This window comes from Pseudarthrobacter sp. HLT1-3 (assembly GCF_059383535.1).
This window is the reverse complement of record NZ_JBWZCJ010000012.1, coordinates 20,514-37,356: the sequence shown is the minus strand read 5'-3', so window position 1 is coordinate 37,356 and position 16,843 is coordinate 20,514. Positions and strand designations below refer to the sequence as shown.

Below are 16,843 nucleotides of genomic sequence, written 5' to 3'. Positions count from 1 at the left end.
ATGCCGCCGCTGCCGGGCAGATAGGCGGAGAAACGGGACAAAATGATCGAAATAGCCGGGCTGCCGGCCCACATCCTGCTCATCCACGCGATCGTGGTGCTGGCGCCGATCGCGGGTCTTGCCGCCATTGTCTATGCCGTGGCGCCACGGTGGCGGAACTACCTGGCCTGGCCGCTGGCGGTGCTCTCCCTGGGACTCGTTCCGTTGTCCCTGCTCACGGCGCAGGCCGGGGAGCAACTCGAGAAGGCCCGCCCCTCGTCCGCCCTGATCCGGGACCATGCGGAACAGGGGGACGTTCTGAAGGCCGTTTCCGTGCTGTTTTTCGCAGTCGTCGCGGCGGCTCTGATCGTGAGCTTTGAGCCGCTCGGCCGGCGTTTCGCCTTTCTGGGCCGACTTCGGACCAACCCGGCCGTCCGCGTAGCCCTTCTGGCCGTCGCGGCGGCTGCCGGGGCCTTCTTCATCTACCAGAGCATCATCACGGGCCACTCCGGCGCCGCGTCCGTTTGGGCACCGTGAACAAGCCTGCACAGGGGGCAGGGCCCGTCGACGCCGAGCGCGGCACGCCTGCCTTGCCGTGGCACCTCCGACGGGCCACGGAAGCCCTGCACACTCTCGACGTCGACCCCGAAACCGGTCTGGACTCCGACGAGGCAGAAAAACGACTCGGAATCTATGGCGCCAATGAGCTCCTTTCCGCCCCACCCGTGCCGCTGTGGCGGAAGATCCTGCGGCAATTCCAAGACCCGCTGATCTACCTGCTCCTGGCCGCCATCGCCATCTCGGCCCTCGCCTGGGCTGTCGAAGGGGCCGCCGGGGTGCCGGTTGATGCCATCGTGATCGGTGCCGTGGTCCTGTTCAACGGCGTCCTCGGCTTTGTTCAGGAGAACAAAGCCGAGAGCGCGGTCGCCGCGCTGCGTCTGATGACGGCAGCGAATTCCATGGTGCTGCGCGACGGAGACCTAAAAACAGTGCCGTCCGCGGAGCTGGTGCCGGGGGACATCCTGGTCCTTAATGAGGGCGATTCCGTCGGCGCCGATGCCCGGCTGATCACGGCAAGCTCCCTCGGCGTCGCCGAATCCTCGCTGACCGGCGAGAGCGCGCCCGTTTTCAAGGACCCCAGCACCCTGAGCGGCACCGTCGTCCTCGGTGACCGGCTCAACATGGTCTTCAAGGGGACCTCTGTCGCTCGAGGTGTGGGCCGTGCGGTCGTCACCGGAACCGCAATGGACACGGAAGTCGGCGCGATCGCCGGGATGCTGGCCGCCGCAGAGGACGCGCCCACGCCGCTGCAGCAGGAAATCGCGGGCGTCAGCAAGTTGCTCGGCATTACAGTGATCGCGATCGCCGTCGTCGTGATGGCCACCATCATCGCCGTCAACGGGGTGTCCTCGCTGAGCGGTCTCGTGGCCGTCCTGCTGCTGGGGGTCTCGCTCGCAGTGGCGGCGGTGCCCGAAGGGCTGCCAGCCATCCTGTCCGTCGTCCTCGCCATCGGCGTCCAGAACATGGCCAAACGCCAGGCTGTCGTGAAGAAGCTGCACTCGGTGGAAACTCTGGGCTCCGCCTCGGTCATCGCCTCGGACAAGACCGGAACCCTCACCCGCAACGAGATGACCATCTCCAGGATCATCACCGCCTCGGGCCCGGTCGAGCTCACCGGTGTTGGCTACCGGCCGGAAGGCGGCGTGCTCCACAACGGGCAGGAACTGCGAGATCCCGCCCTGCTCCAGGAATCTCTTATGGTCCTTGCCGGCGGCTCCTTCGCCAATAACGCGCAACTTCGGGAGCACGACGGCGACTGGGAGATTCAGGGCGACCCCACGGAGGCGGCGTTCCTCGTCGCTGCCCGGAAGCTGGAAGGCGTTACGGACCGCGTAGGGGAGTTCGACCGGCGCGGCGAAGTCCCGTTCACGTCGGAGCGGAAACTGATGTCCGCGCTGGCCCACCACCGGGAGGGCGGCACCCTGGCGCTGGTCACCAAGGGCGCACCGGACGTGCTCCTGGAACGCTGCACCGGACTGCAGGTCGGCGGGGAGGTTGTCCCGCTGGATGAGGACCGGCGCTCCCGTGCGCTGGCCGATATCGAGGAGCTCTCCGCCCAGGCCTTCCGCACCCTCGGGGTGGCCTACCGGCGGTACACCGATGCGGACCGCCACGAAGTGGACGTGCTCGATGAGGAAGACGAGAGCACGCTCGTGTACATCGGGGTTGTCGGGATCCTGGACCCGCCCCGGGCCGAGGCGGCGGTTGCGGTGGCCAAGGCGCGGCGGGCCGGCATCCGCGTGGTGATGATCACCGGGGACCACCCGCTCAGCGCCGCGCGGATCGCCAGTGACCTGGGGATCGCCGCGCCGGGGGAGCGGGCAGTCACGGGCGCCGAACTGGACGAACTGGACGAGGGCGGCCTGCGCGCGCTCACCCGGGACACCTCGGTGTACGCGCGGGTGGCGCCGCAGAACAAACTGCAGATCATCACCGCCCTCCAGGCCCAGGGCAATGTGGTCGCGATGACCGGGGACGGCGTCAACGACGCGCCGGCACTGAAAACCGCGGACATCGGCATCGCCATGGGTGTCACCGGCACCGAGGTCACAAAGGAGGCCGCCAACATGATCCTGGCCGACGACAACTTCGCCACCATCGTCTCGGCGGTGCACCAGGGTCGGGTCATCTTCGAGAACATCAAGAAATTCCTCCGCTACCTGCTGTCCTCGAACATGGGCGAAGTGTTCACGGTTTTCCTCGGCGTGGTGTTCGCCGGTGCCATGGGCCTGTCCGGGGCCAGCGCCGGCGAAATCGCGGTACCGCTGCTGGCCACCCAGATCCTGTGGATCAATCTCGTGACCGACTCCGGCCCGGCACTCGCGATGGGCATCGACCCTGAAATTGACGACGTTATGTCGCGCGGTCCCCGCCAACGTGGCGAACGCATCCTCGGCACCCGGATGTGGCTGGGCATCCTGAGTATCGGCCTGGTGATGGGTGTTGTATCGCTGCTGACCATCGATATCTTCCTGCCCGGCGGCGTGGTCCCGGGCGGCACCGATTCGCTCGACGTCGCACGGACCGCGGGGTTCACCACGCTTGTGTTTGCCCAACTGTTCAACGCCTTCAATTCCCGTTCGGAGACGACGACGGCCTTCCGCCGGCTGTTCGTGAACAAATGGCTCTGGGGGTCCGTGCTCCTGGCCGCGGTGCTACAGGTGGCCGTCGTCGAACTGCCGTTCCTGCAGCGTGCCTTCGGGACAGCGTCACTGGAGCCTGGCCAGTGGGCCGTCTGCGTCGCCATGGCCTCGACCGTGCTGTGGTTCGATGAGCTCCGCAAGATCGTCCTCCGGAGCGGTGAACGTCGCCGGGCCGCGCAGCCCACCCGATGACGTACGACGGCGGATCGCTGCCCTACGGCTGCCACGAGGGGCGGCGGGCCCTGCGGAGTGCCAGTATCAGCACCCCGAAGGCGATCAGCTGCAGGACCGCTACCGCCGCGATCAACAGCTGACGGGTGTCATAAAGCGCGCCGTACAGTGCCCCGCCCGCCAGCGCTCCGGCGCCTTCGAAGGCTGCGAAAACCCCGTAGGCCGTGCCCTGGCGCCGTTCCGGGACCAGATCCGCGACCAGCGCCTTGACGGTCGAGTCCTGGATCCCCAGCGCGGTGCCCCAGACCAGGACACCTAGAAACGCCAGCCCGGCGGCCGGCGCCAGAGCCAGCGCCGGTACCGCGGCGATCAACGGGGGAAGGGCCAGCAGCACCCAGGCACCGGAACGGTCGTAGAGGACGCCGGTGGCCAGGGCGCCCAGGGACGCCGCGGCCATCGCACCCGCGTACAGCAGCGGGACAACAGCCACCGGAACGGCCGCCGTCGTCGTGAGGTGGAACGAAATGACCCCGAAGGCCACCAGCCCGGCGCTCCAGAAGAAGGCCGCGACAGCGAACAGGGCAAAACTGCCCCTGACCAGCGACGCCGGGCGGCCGGCGCCGGCCGGGGGCGCCGGTTCAACGGCTGCTTGCCGGCCCCCGAGGACTTCGGGCGCCGCAGGCTGGCCGGGGCCACGGCCGGGACCCGGCACCCGGCGGCGCAGCCAGAACAGCAGGAGCAGGGCCCCCGCCGCCGGAACAGCCAGCACCGCGAAGGCCGTCTGCAGGTTTCCCGTGGCGGCGAGTACTGCGGCGACCAGGACAGGACCCAGCAGGGCTCCAACGAGGTCAAGGGACTTGTGCACGGCGAAGCCGCGGCCGCGGCCGACGGGCTTGGCGACCTCGGCCAGCAGGACAGTCTTGGCCGGGCTGCGCACCGCTTTCCCGACCCTGTCCCCGATGATCAGAACCGCTGCCAGAACCAGTCCGGCTTCTCCAGCCCAGGGCGCCACGGCGAGCAGCGGCACGCAGACAGCGGTGAGCGCGTAACCCGCCAGCGTAAACGTCCAGTACCTGCGGGTCCGGTCCGCCCAGGGCCCGAACACCAGCCGGAGTCCCTGCGCCGCAGCCTCGGCGCCGCCCGTCACGAGGCCGACGAGCAGCGCGGAGGCACCCAACTGGGCGAGCAGGGGGCCAGCCAGCGGCCGAGCGCCGTCCGAGACGACGTCGGCGGCGAGACTGACCAGCCCGAAGCCAATCACGGGACCCCAGACGAACCGCCGGCCTGAGCCGGGCAGGGCAAAGAACCTCACCCGCTCGCGGGCTGTCAGATTTCGGTGGGGCCGGCCCATTTGCCCAGACTCGCGGACGTTCCGTCGAAGAGCAAGAGACCAAGGGCCAGCGTTCTGCTAGCCCGCCTTCCGGATGTCCAGGAACGCACACACCGCGACCAGCAGGCCGCCGAGCGCCAGCAGGATCGCGCCGGGAACGCCGCGGTCTCCGGAGGTCTGCGTCGCTGCGGCTGCCGGACCTGCGGCCGGAGCCGGTGCGCCCACGGCAGGGGAAGCAGTGGCCGGTGGTGCCTGGGCCGGTGGCAGGACGCCGGGGTCGACGGCGGGCGCCGACTCCGTCGTGGCGGCCGGATCGGGGGCCGCGGAGGGCGGCTGTGCCGGGGCGGTCGCGGACGGGATCGACGGGGGCGATGGCACTACGAAGGAGCTTGCCGCCGGGACAGGCGCCACGGGGGGACCTGGACGGCCCGGCTGCGTCGGGCAGACGCGCGCCGGCCCGGCCCCGTTGCCGTTACCGCAGGGGGCAGCAGCGGCCGGGAGGGCGAGGATCAGCAGGGCCAATGCCAGCATCAGCGCAGCCGTGGCGGTGTAGCTGGCCCCTTTCGTGGTCTTCACTTGATCCATCGTAGGGGCCCGGACGGTGCCGGCCGGGGAACGCCCACGGCAAGTCCGCCGGCGCCCAGCCGGAACGCAGCGCTGACTGGCACCTGGGTTTTCTTGTTACTGCCAGGCCCGGATGTAGTCGACCCGTAGACCTCGGAGAGGTTGCCCTTCCGCCACCGCCCGTAGGTGTGGTGTTCGTTCCCCCAGGCGCCGGGAATGGTGCCCCGGTTGTGCGTTCCGGAGCCCGAGTGGTAATTGGACGTCAGCATTTCCTTGAGATCCTCGGCGATGTCGTCCTCACCGTCGCCGGCCAGGACTGTCCGGTGGTCCACCATGCCGGCCAGTTGTGCAGCACGCTTCCGTTGCCCGGGAAGGAGATGCGGGCAACGGTGTGTCCGGTCCGGAACTCGGGGCCGGTCCGGTCTTGACTTTGTTCATCGTGCCGCCGCCGAACCGGGAACGTGACCGTTTGCTGGTGTCGAGCGCGGTTCCGTTGAAGTCGTCGCTGAAGGTCTGCGACCACGCGCCCGGGACTCCGAGCGGCTTGGGCGCGGAGCCGGTCGACGCCGGCAGCACCGCGGCGGGTGCCGCAGCCGCCGTCGGCGCTTCCACACCGGCGCGCCTGGCGGCTGGCCGCGTGCTTCATCCAGGCGTCGAGGTGCCTTGTTCTTCGCCCGGGGCAGACTCACCCTTGGCGGGCAAAAGAAACGGCCCCGACGACTGCGCCGGGGCCGATAGTTCTGGAGACCAGAGCTTCCTGCCAGAATCGAACTGGCGACCTTCTCATTACGAGTGAGACGCTCTACCAACTGAGCTAAGGAAGCAACCGCCTGAAGTGTCCGGCGACCCGGGCGCTTCATGCCAGAGATAACTGTAGTTGAGTCCTCAGGCCCGGGTCAAAATGAGTGGTCGACGCCTCAGCAGACGGTGTTGTCCGCAGGGGTCTTGCCATCGACGAGGTAACCGTCCACGGCATTGCCGATGCAGTCGTTGGAGCGGCCGTAGGCGGTGTGGCCCTCACCCTGCCAAGTCAGCAGCGAGGCCTGACCCAGCTGCTTGCGCAGCGAACTGGCCCATTCCACCGGCGTGGCCGGGTCGCCCGTGGTGCCGATCACGACGATGTCGGTCGAACCCTTGTATTCCACCGGCGCCGGGGTCCGGACGTTCTTGTACGGCCAGTCCTTGCAGTTGGTGCCGCCGTAGGCGAAGTACTTGCCGAAGGTAGGCGAATCCGCCAGCAGCTGCTGCTCGTCGGCGCGCATTCCGGCGGTGTCCGTCACCATCGGGTAGTCCAGGCAGTTGATCGCGGTGAAGGCAAAGGTGCTGTTCGAGGAGTAGCTGCCGTCGGGTTCCCGCTCGGCGTTGAAGTCGGCCAGCCTCAGGAACGGCGTCGCGTCGTTTTTCAGGATCGCGGCAAGGGACTGCGTGAGCAGCGGCCAGTTGTCGTCGTTGTACAGCGGGACGATCATGCCCGTGACCAGGGTGGACGCCGAGACCAGCCGGCCGTCCTTGGCGCGCAGGGGGTTTGCCTCCACGGCCGCGATCAGGGCCTGGATCTGCCGGATCCCGTCGTCGACGCTTCCGCTCAGCGGGCAGCCCCCGGCCTGGAGGCAGCGTTCCACATAGGCGCGGAGTGCTTTTTCAAAGGCCTTGGCCTGGCCGCTGGTGAGCTCCTCATAGCTGAGGGACGGGTCCATCGCGCCGTCCAGGACCATCCTGCCGACGGTGTCGGGGAACAGCGAGGCGTACGTTGAGCCGAGGAACGTCCCATAGGAGAACCCCATGTAGTTCAGCTTTGTGTCGTTCAGGGCCGCGCGCAGGATGTCCAGGTCCTTGGCGGAACTGACGGTGTCGATCTGCCCCATCACCGGCCCGGTCTTGTCCTCGCACTTGGCGGCGATCACCTTGTTGTCCGCCAAGGTCTCGGCCAGGCCAGGGTCCGTGTCCAGGGCATAGATCTTCGCGCGGGACGCGTCGCGTTCCTGGTCGGTAAGGCAGGTGACCGGGGAGGAACGCTGGACGCCGCGCGGGTCGAAGCCAACGATGTCAAAGTTGGCACGAAGCTTTTCCGAGAAGTGGGTGGCGCCGGCGTCCTTGACAAATTCGTAGCCGGAGCCGCCGGGTCCGCCCGGGTTGATGAGCAGGCTGCCCTGGCTGGTTCCCTTCGTGGACAGCTTGAGCGCCGCGATTTCGATGCTGTCGCCGTCGGGCTTGCTGTAGTCCAAGGGGACTTTGATGTTGGCGCATTTAAAGTCAGTCTCGCAGGGGGCCCAGTCGACCTGCTGGGTGTAGTAGCTTCGGAGCTCGGCGGGCGCGGCGGAAGCGATCTGCGGATCCGGGGTGCTGGAGGTTTTGGCGCCGCTGTCACCACCGAAAAGGGCGCACGAGGAGAGCACCACGGCCAGGGCCATGGCGCCTGCTGCCCGCATGCCGACCACAATGGATCGGGATCTGGCGGGCACTGCTCGTGCAGACTTCATGCGGTTCTCCTTGGAGGATAGAAACTTAATGATCCCTCAGATGAGGCTTGCTGCCATGGACTCGATCGCCAGCAGCGGAGCCACATTCGACGTCGTAATCCGTGTGCGCGCCTTGTTGATGGCGTCCATGCGGACCAGTGTGGTTTCGGCGCTGGAATGGCGCGCGAACTCAGTGAGTTCACCCCTGAGTTCAACGTTGACCAGCTCCACGGCGTTCCCCATCTGGATGATCAGCACATCCCGGTAGAAGGACAACAGATCAGTCAGGGTGCGGTCGAGGGAGTCCGTCACGGAACGCTTCGCGCGGCGTTTCTGGTCGTCCTCGAGCTGCTTGACCTGGCCCCGCATGGCCGGCGGAAGCGTGCCGCTTTCGGGCGCGCCGAGGGTGGCGAGCAGGGCGATCTTCTCGGCCGCGTCACGCTCGTCGTTGGAGCTGTTGGCTTCCTCGGTGGCGATCTTGACGAGATTCTCCGCCATCAGGACCGCGGCGGTCACCCCGCGGAGGCCCAGGGGGAACCGCACTGTTTCGAGCCGCCGCTCACGGGCTTCCGGATCCCGTGCCAGCCGGCGGGCGATCCCGACATGGCTTTGCGCCGCCCGGGCCGCACGTTCGGCGACGGCCGGATCCACGCCGTCGCGCTTGACCAGCAGGGCGGCGACGTCGGCCGCGGGCGGCAGCCGCAGGGCTACCGTGCGGCAGCGGGAGCGGATGGTGACCAGGACGTCGGCGGGGGAAGGCGCGCACAGCATCCAGATGGTGCGCGGAGTGGGTTCTTCGATCGCCTTGAGCAGCACGTTGGTGGTTCGCTCCGCCATCCGGTCCGCGTCCTCGACGACGATGATGCGCCAGCGCGCCGAAGCCGGCCGGTTTCCGGCAGTGGAGACGAGCTCGCGGGCCTCGTCGATGGTGATCGTGACCTTTTCGGTGCGGACAAAGGCAACGTCGGAGTGTGTTTCGCCCAGGATCGTGAGGCAGGCCGTGCATTCGCCGCAGCCGCGCAGGCTGACATCCTCCTGGTCGCAGTTCAAGGCGGCGGCGAAGGCCTTCGCCGCGTTCGACCGGCCCGAACCCGGCGGCCCGGTGAACAGCCACGCATGGGTCAGCCCTTCACCCTGGGCTGCCTGTTTTAGCTGGGCCACGACGGCGGGCTGGCCCTGGAGGTCGTCCCAGACGTTCATGCAGTCACGCCCCGGGGCAGGGCGAGGAGCGGCTCGACCCTTTCGAGGATCCGCGCGGCCAATTCATCGACCGGGAGATGGGCGGGAAGGACAAGATACTGCTCCGGCCGGCCCGCGGCGAGCTCGAGGAACGCGGTCCGGATCCTGCCGTGGAACTCGTCTGCCTCGGATTCCAGCCGGTCCTCGGCCGCATCTCCCGCGGTGCGCCGCCGGCGGCCGACCTCGGGGTCGACGTCGAGCAGCACGGTCAAATCCGGGGTAAGGCCGGAGGTGGCCCAGTCATTGATGTCGCGGACGGCGTCGGTGCCCAGATTCCGGCCGGCGCCCTGGTAGGCGACCGAGGAATCAATGTAGCGGTCGGTGAGGACGATCTCGCCGCGGTCCAGGGCGGGGCGGATGACCTGGCTGGCGTGGGCGGCGCGGGAGGCCGCAAACATCAGGGCCTCGGTGTGCGCGTCGATGTGGCCGTGGCCGTGGTCCAGGACCAGGGATCGCAGTTTTTCGCCGATCGGAGTGCCACCCGGCTCACGGGTCCGCAGCACTGTGAGGCCGCGGAATTCGAGGGCCGCAGCCAGCTCGGCTGCCTGCGTGGACTTGCCGGCACCGTCGCCGCCCTCGAAAGCGATAAACAGTCCGGGGTTCTGGGTACTCACTGCTCTAGCCTACCGACAATCCCCGACAGTAATGCGCCCGGGCGTCACGACGTGGGCGCCCTGCCCGGGGCCAAAGTACCCTGTGACCATGAGTCTTTCCGAACAACAGGCAGCCGCGCTCTCCGCAGAAACAGTCGTTGTGGCGGCGGGCCGCCCGCCGCGTGTACGCGATGCGCCGGTCAACCCTCCGCTGGTGCTGTCTTCCACCTATTTCGGCACGGGACCGCTGGGCGACGGCGACCGCGGCTACGGGCGGTACTCCAACCCCACCTGGGACCCCTTCGAGGAAGCCCTCGGCCAGCTTGAGGGCGCCGAACTCCCCGGCCTGCTCTACGCCTCCGGCCTCGCCGCCGTCAGTTCAGCCCTCTCGCTGGTTCCGGCCGGGGGAGTGCTGGTAATGCCCTCGCACAGCTACGCCGGATCCCTGGTGATGGCCACGGAACTCGCCGAGAAGGGCTTCCTGGAACTGCGCACGGTGGACATCGCCGACACCGACGCCGTCCTGGCGCAGCTCGCGCCGGCGGACGGACTGCCCGCCAGCATGCTCTGGCTGGAGAGCCCCACCAACCCGATGCTGGGCGTCGCGGACATCCGCGCCCTGACCGCCGCCGCGCACCGGGCCGGCGCCGTCGTCGTGACGGACAACACCTTCTCCACCCCGCTTGTGCAGCAGCCGCTGGCCCTGGGTTCCGACGTCGTCCTGCATTCGGTGACCAAGTACCTCTCCGGTCATTCCGACGTCGTGCTGGGCGCGCTGGTGACATCCGACGCCGGGCTCCGCGCCTCGCTGCTGCACCACCGCACCATCCATGGCGGGATCGCCGGGCCCTTCGAGGCCTGGCTGGCGCTGCGCGGCCTGCGCACCCTGGCCCTGCGTGTCGAGCGTTCGCAGGCCTCGGCGGCGGTACTGGCCGAACGGTTGAGCACGCACCCCAGCGTCAGCAGCATCCGGTTCCCGGGCCTGGCCTCGGATCCCGGCCACGAACGGGCCAAGAGCCAGATGAAGGGCTTCGGCTCGATACTGTGCATCGAAATGGCTCCCATCGCCGGCGGGGGCCTCAGCGGAGCGGACGCGGCGGACCGGATGATCCGGGCCCTGAAGCTGTGGCTGCCGGCCACCTCACTGGGCGGCGTCGAGTCCCTGATCGAACGGCGCCGCCGGCATACGGCCGAACCTGTCAGTGTGCCGGACAACCTCGTCCGGCTGAGCGTCGGGATTGAAAACGTCGAGGACCTCTGGGCCGATTTGGAGCAGGCCCTCGCGGGCTTGTCCCGCTAGGCTGGGGTGATGGACGGAAAAGCGCTAATTGACTTTGTCGAGACCGGGATCTACTTTTTGTTGGCCCTCGTAGCCTTGGCCCTTGAAGTCTGGGCGTTCTTCGATTGCCTCCGGCACAAGGGGAACGCCTTTGAAGCGGTGTCCAAACGCACCAAGACGTTCTGGCTGGCCCTCACCGGCGGTGCCCTCGCGGTGGGGGTGCTCTCCCTGGTAGGCGGCGGGGGAGGCGGCATCCTGGGTCCGCTGGGACTGTTCGGGCTTGTCGCCGTGACGGCAGCGTCCGTCTACCTCGCCGATGTCCGCCCGGCCGTCAACGATGCGGGCCGCGGCGGGAGCCGCAACGCCGGTCCCTACGGCCCCTGGTGACCCTGCAGCAATAGACCCCGCCCGCTATAGACCCGGCGCCACCGCTTCCCAGCCCACCGTCAGCTCACCCAGCCGCCACCTGGACGGGCCGTCCTGAACCGGCCAGCCGCCGTCGCGCAGTGAACGGCACATAGCCGTCCAGCGCTGCCGGCTGCCGAACGAGGCGAGCGGGGCAGCCTCCAGCCAGGACTTGTCCATTGCCTGCAGGAAAGCCCGGATCCTCTCGCCCGGCACGTTCCGGTGGATGAGGGCTTTCGGCAGCCGCTCGGCCACTTCCGACGGCAGGACAAAACTGCCGAACCGCATGGACAGGCTCAGGCTCAGGGGCCGCTCGGCGTCGAGCGCCACCCAGGTGACCCGGCGGCCGATCTCGTCGCAGGTGCCGTCAATGAACAGTCCATCCGGGGCCAGGCGCCCCTGCACCAGCCGCCAGATAGCCGCGACGTCGGCTTCCTCGTACTGCCGCAGCACATTGAACGCCCGCACCAGGACGGGCCGGCCGGACACGGGCAGCTCAAAGCCGCCCAGCTGGAAGCTCAGCCCGGGCCGTTCCAGTTCCTTGGCCAGGCGGACCCGTTCCGGCTCGATTTCCACTCCGACCACCCGCACATCGGGCCGGATGGCGGACAGCCGGTCAAAGAGTTCGACGGCGGTGGCCGGCGAAGCGCCGTAGCCCAGATCCACCACGAGGGGATCGGCCGCCGTGCGCAGCCGCCAGGCCTGCGGGCCGGTCAGCCAGCGGTCCAGCCGCCGCATCCGGTTGGGGTTGGTGGTGCCGCGGGTAATATTCCCCACCGGACGGCCGGCGCGCGGTCCGCTGTTCGCCACACCGCGTTTTTCCACGCCCTGGTTCCGCGGGGACGCCACCCGCTCAGCCTTCTGCACCACAAGTCAACACTATCCCTCCACCGCGATCCTCCAACGCGGGGTCGGATCCGGCCCATGGAGCCCCCGGGATGGGCGACACGTGACCCCGCGTTGGAGTGTGGCGCGGGCGGTGTAACGCTCGGCGCCGGCCGGGATCGCTCCGCTAGGATGAAAACCATGACTTACAAGCTGATTCTGCTGCGCCACGGCCACAGCGAATGGAACGCCAAGAACCTGTTCACCGGCTGGGTGGACGTTGACCTCAACGACCAGGGCCGCGCCGAGGCGATCCGCGGCGGCGAGCTTCTCGTGGAGCACAACATCCTGCCGGATATCGTCTACACGTCGCTGCTGAAGCGGGCCATCAACACTGCCAACATGACGCTCGACAAGGCTGACCGCGGCTGGATCCCGGTGAAGCGGGACTGGCGGCTCAACGAACGCCACTACGGTGCACTGCAGGGCAAGGACAAAGCCCAGACCCTCGCCGAGTACGGCGAAGAGCAGTTCATGACCTGGCGCCGCTCGTACGACACCCCGCCGCCGCCCCTGGCCGACGATTCCGAGTTCTCCCAGGCGAACGATCCGCGCTATGCGGACCTTGGTGATGCGCTGCCCCGCACCGAGTGCCTCAAGGACGTCCTCGTCCGCCTGATGCCCTACTGGGAATCCGACATCAAGGAAGACCTCAAGGCCGGCAAGACCGTCCTGGTGACGGCCCACGGCAACTCGCTGCGCGCCCTCGTCAAGCACCTTGACGGCATCAGCGACGAAGCGATCGCCGGGCTGAACATCCCCACCGGCATCCCGCTCGTCTACGAGCTCGACGACAACTTCACGCCGCTGAACCCGGGCGGCACCTACCTCGATCCCGACGCCGCCGCCGAGGCCATCCTGGCCGTCGCGAACCAGGGCAAGAAGTAGCTCTTCACCTGACCCGGAATGAACGACGCCGGCCGGCCACCTCTTAAGGTGACCGGCCGGCGTCGTACGTTCTGCTGTCCAGCGCTGTTGACCCGCCGCGGGACAGGGCTAGCTGTGTTCGATGCCGCTCGGCTGCCAGGCGCCGGTGACCAGGTAGGTGACCTTCTGCGCCACGGAGACGCCGTGGTCCGCGAAACGCTCAAAGTAGCGGCTGGCGAGGGCGACGTCGACGGTCGTGGCCGGGGACTCCTGCCAGTCGCTGCGGGCGATCGCCTTGAAGACGCTCAGGTGCAGATCGTTCACGGCCGCGTTGGCCTTCATGATGTCCCGGGCCACGCCGAGGTCGCGGGTCTCCAGCAGGACGGTGAGCTTCTCGGCGATCAGCAGGTCCTGCTCGGCGAAGCTGCTGAAAGTCTCACGGAGCTGGGCGGGAACCACCGTGGCAGGATAACGGAGACGCGCGAGCTGCGCGAGGTGGCGGGCGAGGTCGCCCATCCGTTCCAGCGAGGCGCTCATCCGCAGGGAGCCCACGATCATGCGCAGGTCGCTCGCCACGGGGCCCTGCAGGGCGAGGATGTCGATGGCGCGCTCGTCGAGGCTGTTCTGCAGGAAATCGATCCGTGCATCGGCAGCGATGACGTCCTCGGCCAGATCGATGTCAGCGCCGGCGAAAGCCGTCGTCGCTTTCTCTATGGCTTCACTGACCAGCTTTGAGATTTCGACGAGCTGTTCCCCTACCTGGGTGAGCTCTTCCTGAAAAACCTTGCGCACGTGTGCGTCCTTTCCTCGGAAATGGCGGCCACCAAAGTGGCCGGTCCGTTTCTGTTCACCTGTCGTCGCTTCAACTGTCGAGTCTTTCAGCGTCCGGTGAACTGTTACGCCCCAATAGGTGAACGTTAGCTGAACCGAAGCACGAATAGCGGTAGATGTCAGTTTCTGAAGCGGGGCAGAGCATAAGCTGGAGCCGTGGATCCAATGCTCATCGGCGTGATCGCCGGCCTGGTCGGCCTGTCGCTTGGCATCTTCGGCGTGCTCGCGTTCAGGGTCAGCGAGCAGCAGCGCAAACTCGTGGACGTCGAGTTCGAGGACCCGTCGATTCCAGAGGGAGCCGCCCAAGTTCTGGCCGTCATCGGCCGGGCCTTCGTGGTGGTGGACGCGATTGACGGCGTCGTCCGGGCCAGTCCCGCCGCCTATGCCTACGGGCTGGTCCGCGGGCACACGCTGGTCCACGAACAGCTGCTGGAAATGACGGCCAAAGTGCGGCGCGACGGTGTCATCCTGGAAAAGCAGCTCGAACTGCCGCGCGGTCCGCTGGGGCAGGGCACCATCATTGTCCAGGTGCGTGCGGCCATGGTCGCTGAGGAGTACATCCTTCTGCTAGCCGACGACCGGACCGAATTCACCCGGACCGAGGAAGTCCGGAACGACTTCGTGGCTAACGTCTCGCATGAATTGAAGACGCCGGTAGGGGCCATCTCGCTGCTGGCGGAGGCGCTCGAATCCTCGGCGGATGACCCGGCCGCCGTCCGGCGCTTCGCCCAGCGGATGCACAAGGAATCCGCCCGGCTGGCCGCTCTCGTGCAGGACATCATCGAACTCTCCCGGCTGCAGGGCACCAACGTTAACCAGCAGGGCCGGGCAGTTGACATCAACACGGTGGTGTCCGAGGCCGTGGACCGTTCCCAGCTGCCGGCGGAAAGCAAGAACATCGAACTCGTCGTCGGCGGCCACACGGACGCAATGGTCTACGGCGACCAGGACCTGCTGGTGACGGCGCTGCGGAACCTGATCGACAACGCCATCCGCTACTCCCCGGAGAACACTCGGGTCGGAGTGGGCATCCGGACCAAAGACGGCCTCGTTGCGGTCTCGGTGACAGACCAGGGCGAGGGGCTCTCGCCGGAGGACCAGGAGCGCGTCTTCGAACGGTTCTACCGCGTCGACGCCGCCCGGTCCCGGCATACCGGCGGCACCGGCCTTGGCCTGAGTATCGTCAAGCACGTCGTCGCCAACCATGGCGGCGAGGTGACCCTGTGGTCAAAACCCGGCCAGGGCTCCACCTTCACCATCCGGTTGCCGGAACTCGAAGGCCAGGAAGTCGACGGCGTTCCCCCGGCACGCCAGCCGGCGGCACGAGCGGACGTCCAGCCCGCGCCCCACGGCCCCTCCCAGAATCCCAGAACACTACGAAGTGACGCCGCCGGCGTCCACGAGCAAGGAGCTACCGCTTGAGCAGGATTCTGATTGTCGAGGACGAAGAGTCGTTCAGCGACCCGCTGTCCTACCTACTGGGCAAGGAAGGGTTCGAGGTGGAGGTGGTGGACAACGGGCTCGACGCCATCACCGAATTCGACCGCAACGGCGCCGACCTGGTGCTGCTCGATCTGCAGTTGCCCGGACAGTCGGGCACCGAGGTTTGCCGGCAACTGCGGCAGCGCTCGTCCGTCCCGGTCATCATGCTGACGGCCAAGGACGCGGAGATCGACAAGGTGGTGGGATTGGAGCTCGGCGCCGACGACTATGTCACCAAGCCGTACTCGTCCCGGGAGTTGGTGGCCCGGGTCCGGGCCGTGCTGCGCCGCCAGGGCGAGCCCGAGGAACTGGTGTCCAGCACCGTCCAGGCGGGGCCGGTGCGGATGGACATCGAGCGGCACGTGGTGACCGTCAGCGGCGAACCGGTCTCCTTGCCGCTGAAGGAATTCGAGCTGCTGGAAATGCTGCTGCGGAACTCCGGCCGGGTCCTGACCCGCGGGCAACTGATCGACCGGGTCTGGGGGTCGGACTATGTGGGGGACACCAAGACCCTGGATGTGCACGTCAAACGGCTGCGCAGCAAGGTTGAGCCGGATCCCTCGGCGCCGCGGCACCTGATCACGGTCCGCGGGCTGGGCTACAAGTTCGAGCCCTAACTCCCGCAGGCCGGCAACCGGACAACACGCAAAAAGGAGGGGCACCCTGACCGGGAGCCCCTCCTTTTGTGTGGAAGCTGGTGGTTCGCGCTAGTGGTTCGCGCTGGCCGTCGGCGACGGGGTCGACGTCGGCGTGGCCGTGCCTGTCGGCTCGCTGCCGGCCGGGAGGTACTGCTTGTAGTCGGCGATCGTGCCGTCCAGCACCGGAACGTTGACCTTGGCGTTCTGGTTGGTGCCGTCCTCGGTGATGCTGACCTCGACGAGGGACCCGGGAACGCCGCCCGTGCTGCTCAGGATGGCCTCATTGCTGGAATCGTTGAGCAGCGCGTAGGAGTTCTGCTTGACCGGGATCTGGGTCTGGGAACCACCGGAACCGGCGATGGTCAGTTTCACATCCTCGGAGGAGGAGTTGTAAACAGCGCCGATCACCCGGCCGGGCTTGTCCTCGCCGGCGGAGATGATCATCATGTTCCGCAGCTGCAACGGACCGACGTTGGCCTGGATTCCGTCCGAAGCCGCGTACTGCGCGGACGTCGCCTGGGGGTTGATGTAGCTGCAGCCAGTTACGGACAGCAGGCCGACCCCCAGAACAGCCGTTGCCATTGCCAGCTTGCCGCGCTGGCCCCGGTTCATCGCAGTGAAACCCACGTCACGCACCCCTTGAGAGTCTTGGAACATTATTCAGCCATAGCCTATCGGCAATCCGCGCCAAACGATGATTCCGGCCGTACACAATGCGGTGCACAATGCCGTCGGCGGTTGCACCGGCAGGCGCCCGGGGAGGGTCTGCGCCCTTGGCAAAGGGAGCGCCCATGCACTAATATCCGGGTTCGTCAAGGGGTCCAAGGGGCCCGATTAAGGCCATTTTCCCCGTATTCATGCGGTTCTTGGGCGTCTTGTGTCGTAGTTGTATGCCTTAACCGTGATAAACTGGTCTGC

At 67.6% G+C, this 16,843-nt stretch carries 16 protein-coding genes and 1 tRNA gene; 7 read left to right on the top strand and 10 right to left on the bottom strand.

What is annotated here, in order from left to right; all coding sequences use genetic code 11:
* The first annotated feature begins 42 nt into the window (after window positions 1–42).
* Both AC50X9_RS11915 and AC50X9_RS11910 read left to right on the top strand, forming a co-directional pair.
* Window positions 43–516: a hypothetical protein gene (locus AC50X9_RS11915; RefSeq protein ID WP_494893836.1), complete on the top strand. Its 474-nt coding sequence runs from the start codon at window positions 43–45 to the stop codon at window positions 514–516.
* Window positions 513–3,374, top strand: a complete 2,862-nt coding sequence (locus AC50X9_RS11910; protein ID WP_494893833.1) for a cation-translocating P-type ATPase — start codon at window positions 513–515, stop codon at window positions 3,372–3,374. Before AC50X9_RS11915 ends, AC50X9_RS11910 begins: the two co-directional genes overlap by 4 nt.
* A gap of 22 nt (window positions 3,375–3,396) precedes the next feature.
* On the opposite strand, the gene AC50X9_RS11905 is transcribed toward AC50X9_RS11910, so the two are convergent.
* The 7 genes from AC50X9_RS11905 to tmk form a co-directional block, all read right to left on the bottom strand.
* Complete coding sequence (locus AC50X9_RS11905) at window positions 3,397–4,704, bottom strand: MFS transporter (RefSeq protein ID WP_494893829.1); 1,308 nt, start codon at window positions 4,702–4,704, stop codon at window positions 3,397–3,399.
* 57 nt (window positions 4,705–4,761) lie between these two features.
* Entirely contained in the window at window positions 4,762–5,259 is a 498-nt protein-coding gene (locus AC50X9_RS11900) for a hypothetical protein (protein WP_494893825.1), read from the bottom strand.
* Window positions 5,256–5,582, bottom strand: a complete 327-nt coding sequence (locus AC50X9_RS11895; protein ID WP_494893823.1) for a hypothetical protein — start codon at window positions 5,580–5,582, stop codon at window positions 5,256–5,258. Before AC50X9_RS11895 ends, AC50X9_RS11900 begins: the two co-directional genes overlap by 4 nt.
* A 416-nt stretch (window positions 5,583–5,998) precedes the next feature.
* Window positions 5,999–6,071 (bottom strand) — tRNA-Thr (locus tag AC50X9_RS11890).
* Between the two features lie 93 nt (window positions 6,072–6,164).
* Window positions 6,165–7,727 carry an alpha/beta hydrolase gene (locus AC50X9_RS11885; protein ID WP_494893821.1) on the bottom strand — a complete coding sequence of 521 codons (1,563 nt, stop codon included), beginning with the start codon at window positions 7,725–7,727 and terminating at the stop codon, window positions 6,165–6,167.
* A 36-nt stretch (window positions 7,728–7,763) separates the two neighbouring features.
* Window positions 7,764–8,906 (bottom strand): DNA polymerase III subunit delta', encoded by a 1,143-nt coding sequence (locus tag AC50X9_RS11880; RefSeq protein ID WP_494893819.1) that lies wholly within the window; start codon window positions 8,904–8,906, stop codon window positions 7,764–7,766.
* The gene (gene tmk / locus AC50X9_RS11875; protein ID WP_494893817.1) at window positions 8,903–9,559 is read right to left on the bottom strand and encodes a dTMP kinase; all 657 of its coding nucleotides are present in this window, start codon (window positions 9,557–9,559) and stop codon (window positions 8,903–8,905) included. The genes AC50X9_RS11880 and tmk overlap by 4 nt, the downstream gene beginning before the upstream one ends.
* A gap of 88 nt (window positions 9,560–9,647) precedes the next feature.
* Here tmk and AC50X9_RS11870 point away from each other — a divergent pair, with 88 nt between their 5' ends.
* A complete protein-coding gene (locus AC50X9_RS11870) occupies window positions 9,648–10,838 on the top strand; it encodes a trans-sulfuration enzyme family protein (protein WP_494893815.1) in 1,191 nt (396 codons plus the stop codon).
* 9 nt (window positions 10,839–10,847) lie between these two features.
* Complete coding sequence (locus AC50X9_RS11865; protein WP_494893813.1) at window positions 10,848–11,204, top strand: DUF2516 family protein; 357 nt, start codon at window positions 10,848–10,850, stop codon at window positions 11,202–11,204.
* Window positions 11,205–11,228: 24 nt separating this feature from the next.
* Here AC50X9_RS11865 and AC50X9_RS11860 read toward each other — a convergent pair whose 3' ends face one another.
* Window positions 11,229–12,092, bottom strand: coding sequence for a class I SAM-dependent methyltransferase (locus tag AC50X9_RS11860; RefSeq protein ID WP_494893811.1), 864 nt, complete (start codon window positions 12,090–12,092; stop codon window positions 11,229–11,231).
* Between the two features lie 156 nt (window positions 12,093–12,248).
* On the opposite strand from AC50X9_RS11860, the gene AC50X9_RS11855 reads away from it, so the two are divergent.
* Window positions 12,249–12,995 carry a phosphoglyceromutase gene (locus tag AC50X9_RS11855; RefSeq protein WP_494893809.1) on the top strand — a complete coding sequence of 249 codons (747 nt, stop codon included), beginning with the start codon at window positions 12,249–12,251 and terminating at the stop codon, window positions 12,993–12,995.
* A gap of 108 nt (window positions 12,996–13,103) precedes the next feature.
* Here AC50X9_RS11855 and phoU read toward each other — a convergent pair whose 3' ends face one another.
* Window positions 13,104–13,766: a phosphate signaling complex protein PhoU gene (phoU, locus tag AC50X9_RS11850; protein ID WP_494893807.1), complete on the bottom strand. Its 663-nt coding sequence runs from the start codon at window positions 13,764–13,766 to the stop codon at window positions 13,104–13,106.
* A 204-nt stretch (window positions 13,767–13,970) separates the two neighbouring features.
* On the opposite strand from phoU, the gene AC50X9_RS11845 reads away from it, so the two are divergent.
* Window positions 13,971–15,227: a sensor histidine kinase gene (locus tag AC50X9_RS11845; protein ID WP_494893997.1), complete on the top strand. Its 1,257-nt coding sequence runs from the start codon at window positions 13,971–13,973 to the stop codon at window positions 15,225–15,227.
* Complete coding sequence (locus tag AC50X9_RS11840) at window positions 15,224–15,904, top strand: response regulator (protein WP_494893805.1); 681 nt, start codon at window positions 15,224–15,226, stop codon at window positions 15,902–15,904. The genes AC50X9_RS11845 and AC50X9_RS11840 overlap by 4 nt, the downstream gene beginning before the upstream one ends.
* Before the next feature lie 90 nt (window positions 15,905–15,994).
* On the opposite strand, the gene AC50X9_RS11835 is transcribed toward AC50X9_RS11840, so the two are convergent.
* Window positions 15,995–16,537 carry a hypothetical protein gene (locus AC50X9_RS11835; protein WP_494893995.1) on the bottom strand — a complete coding sequence of 181 codons (543 nt, stop codon included), beginning with the start codon at window positions 16,535–16,537 and terminating at the stop codon, window positions 15,995–15,997.
* Between the last annotated feature and the right edge of the window lie 306 nt (window positions 16,538–16,843).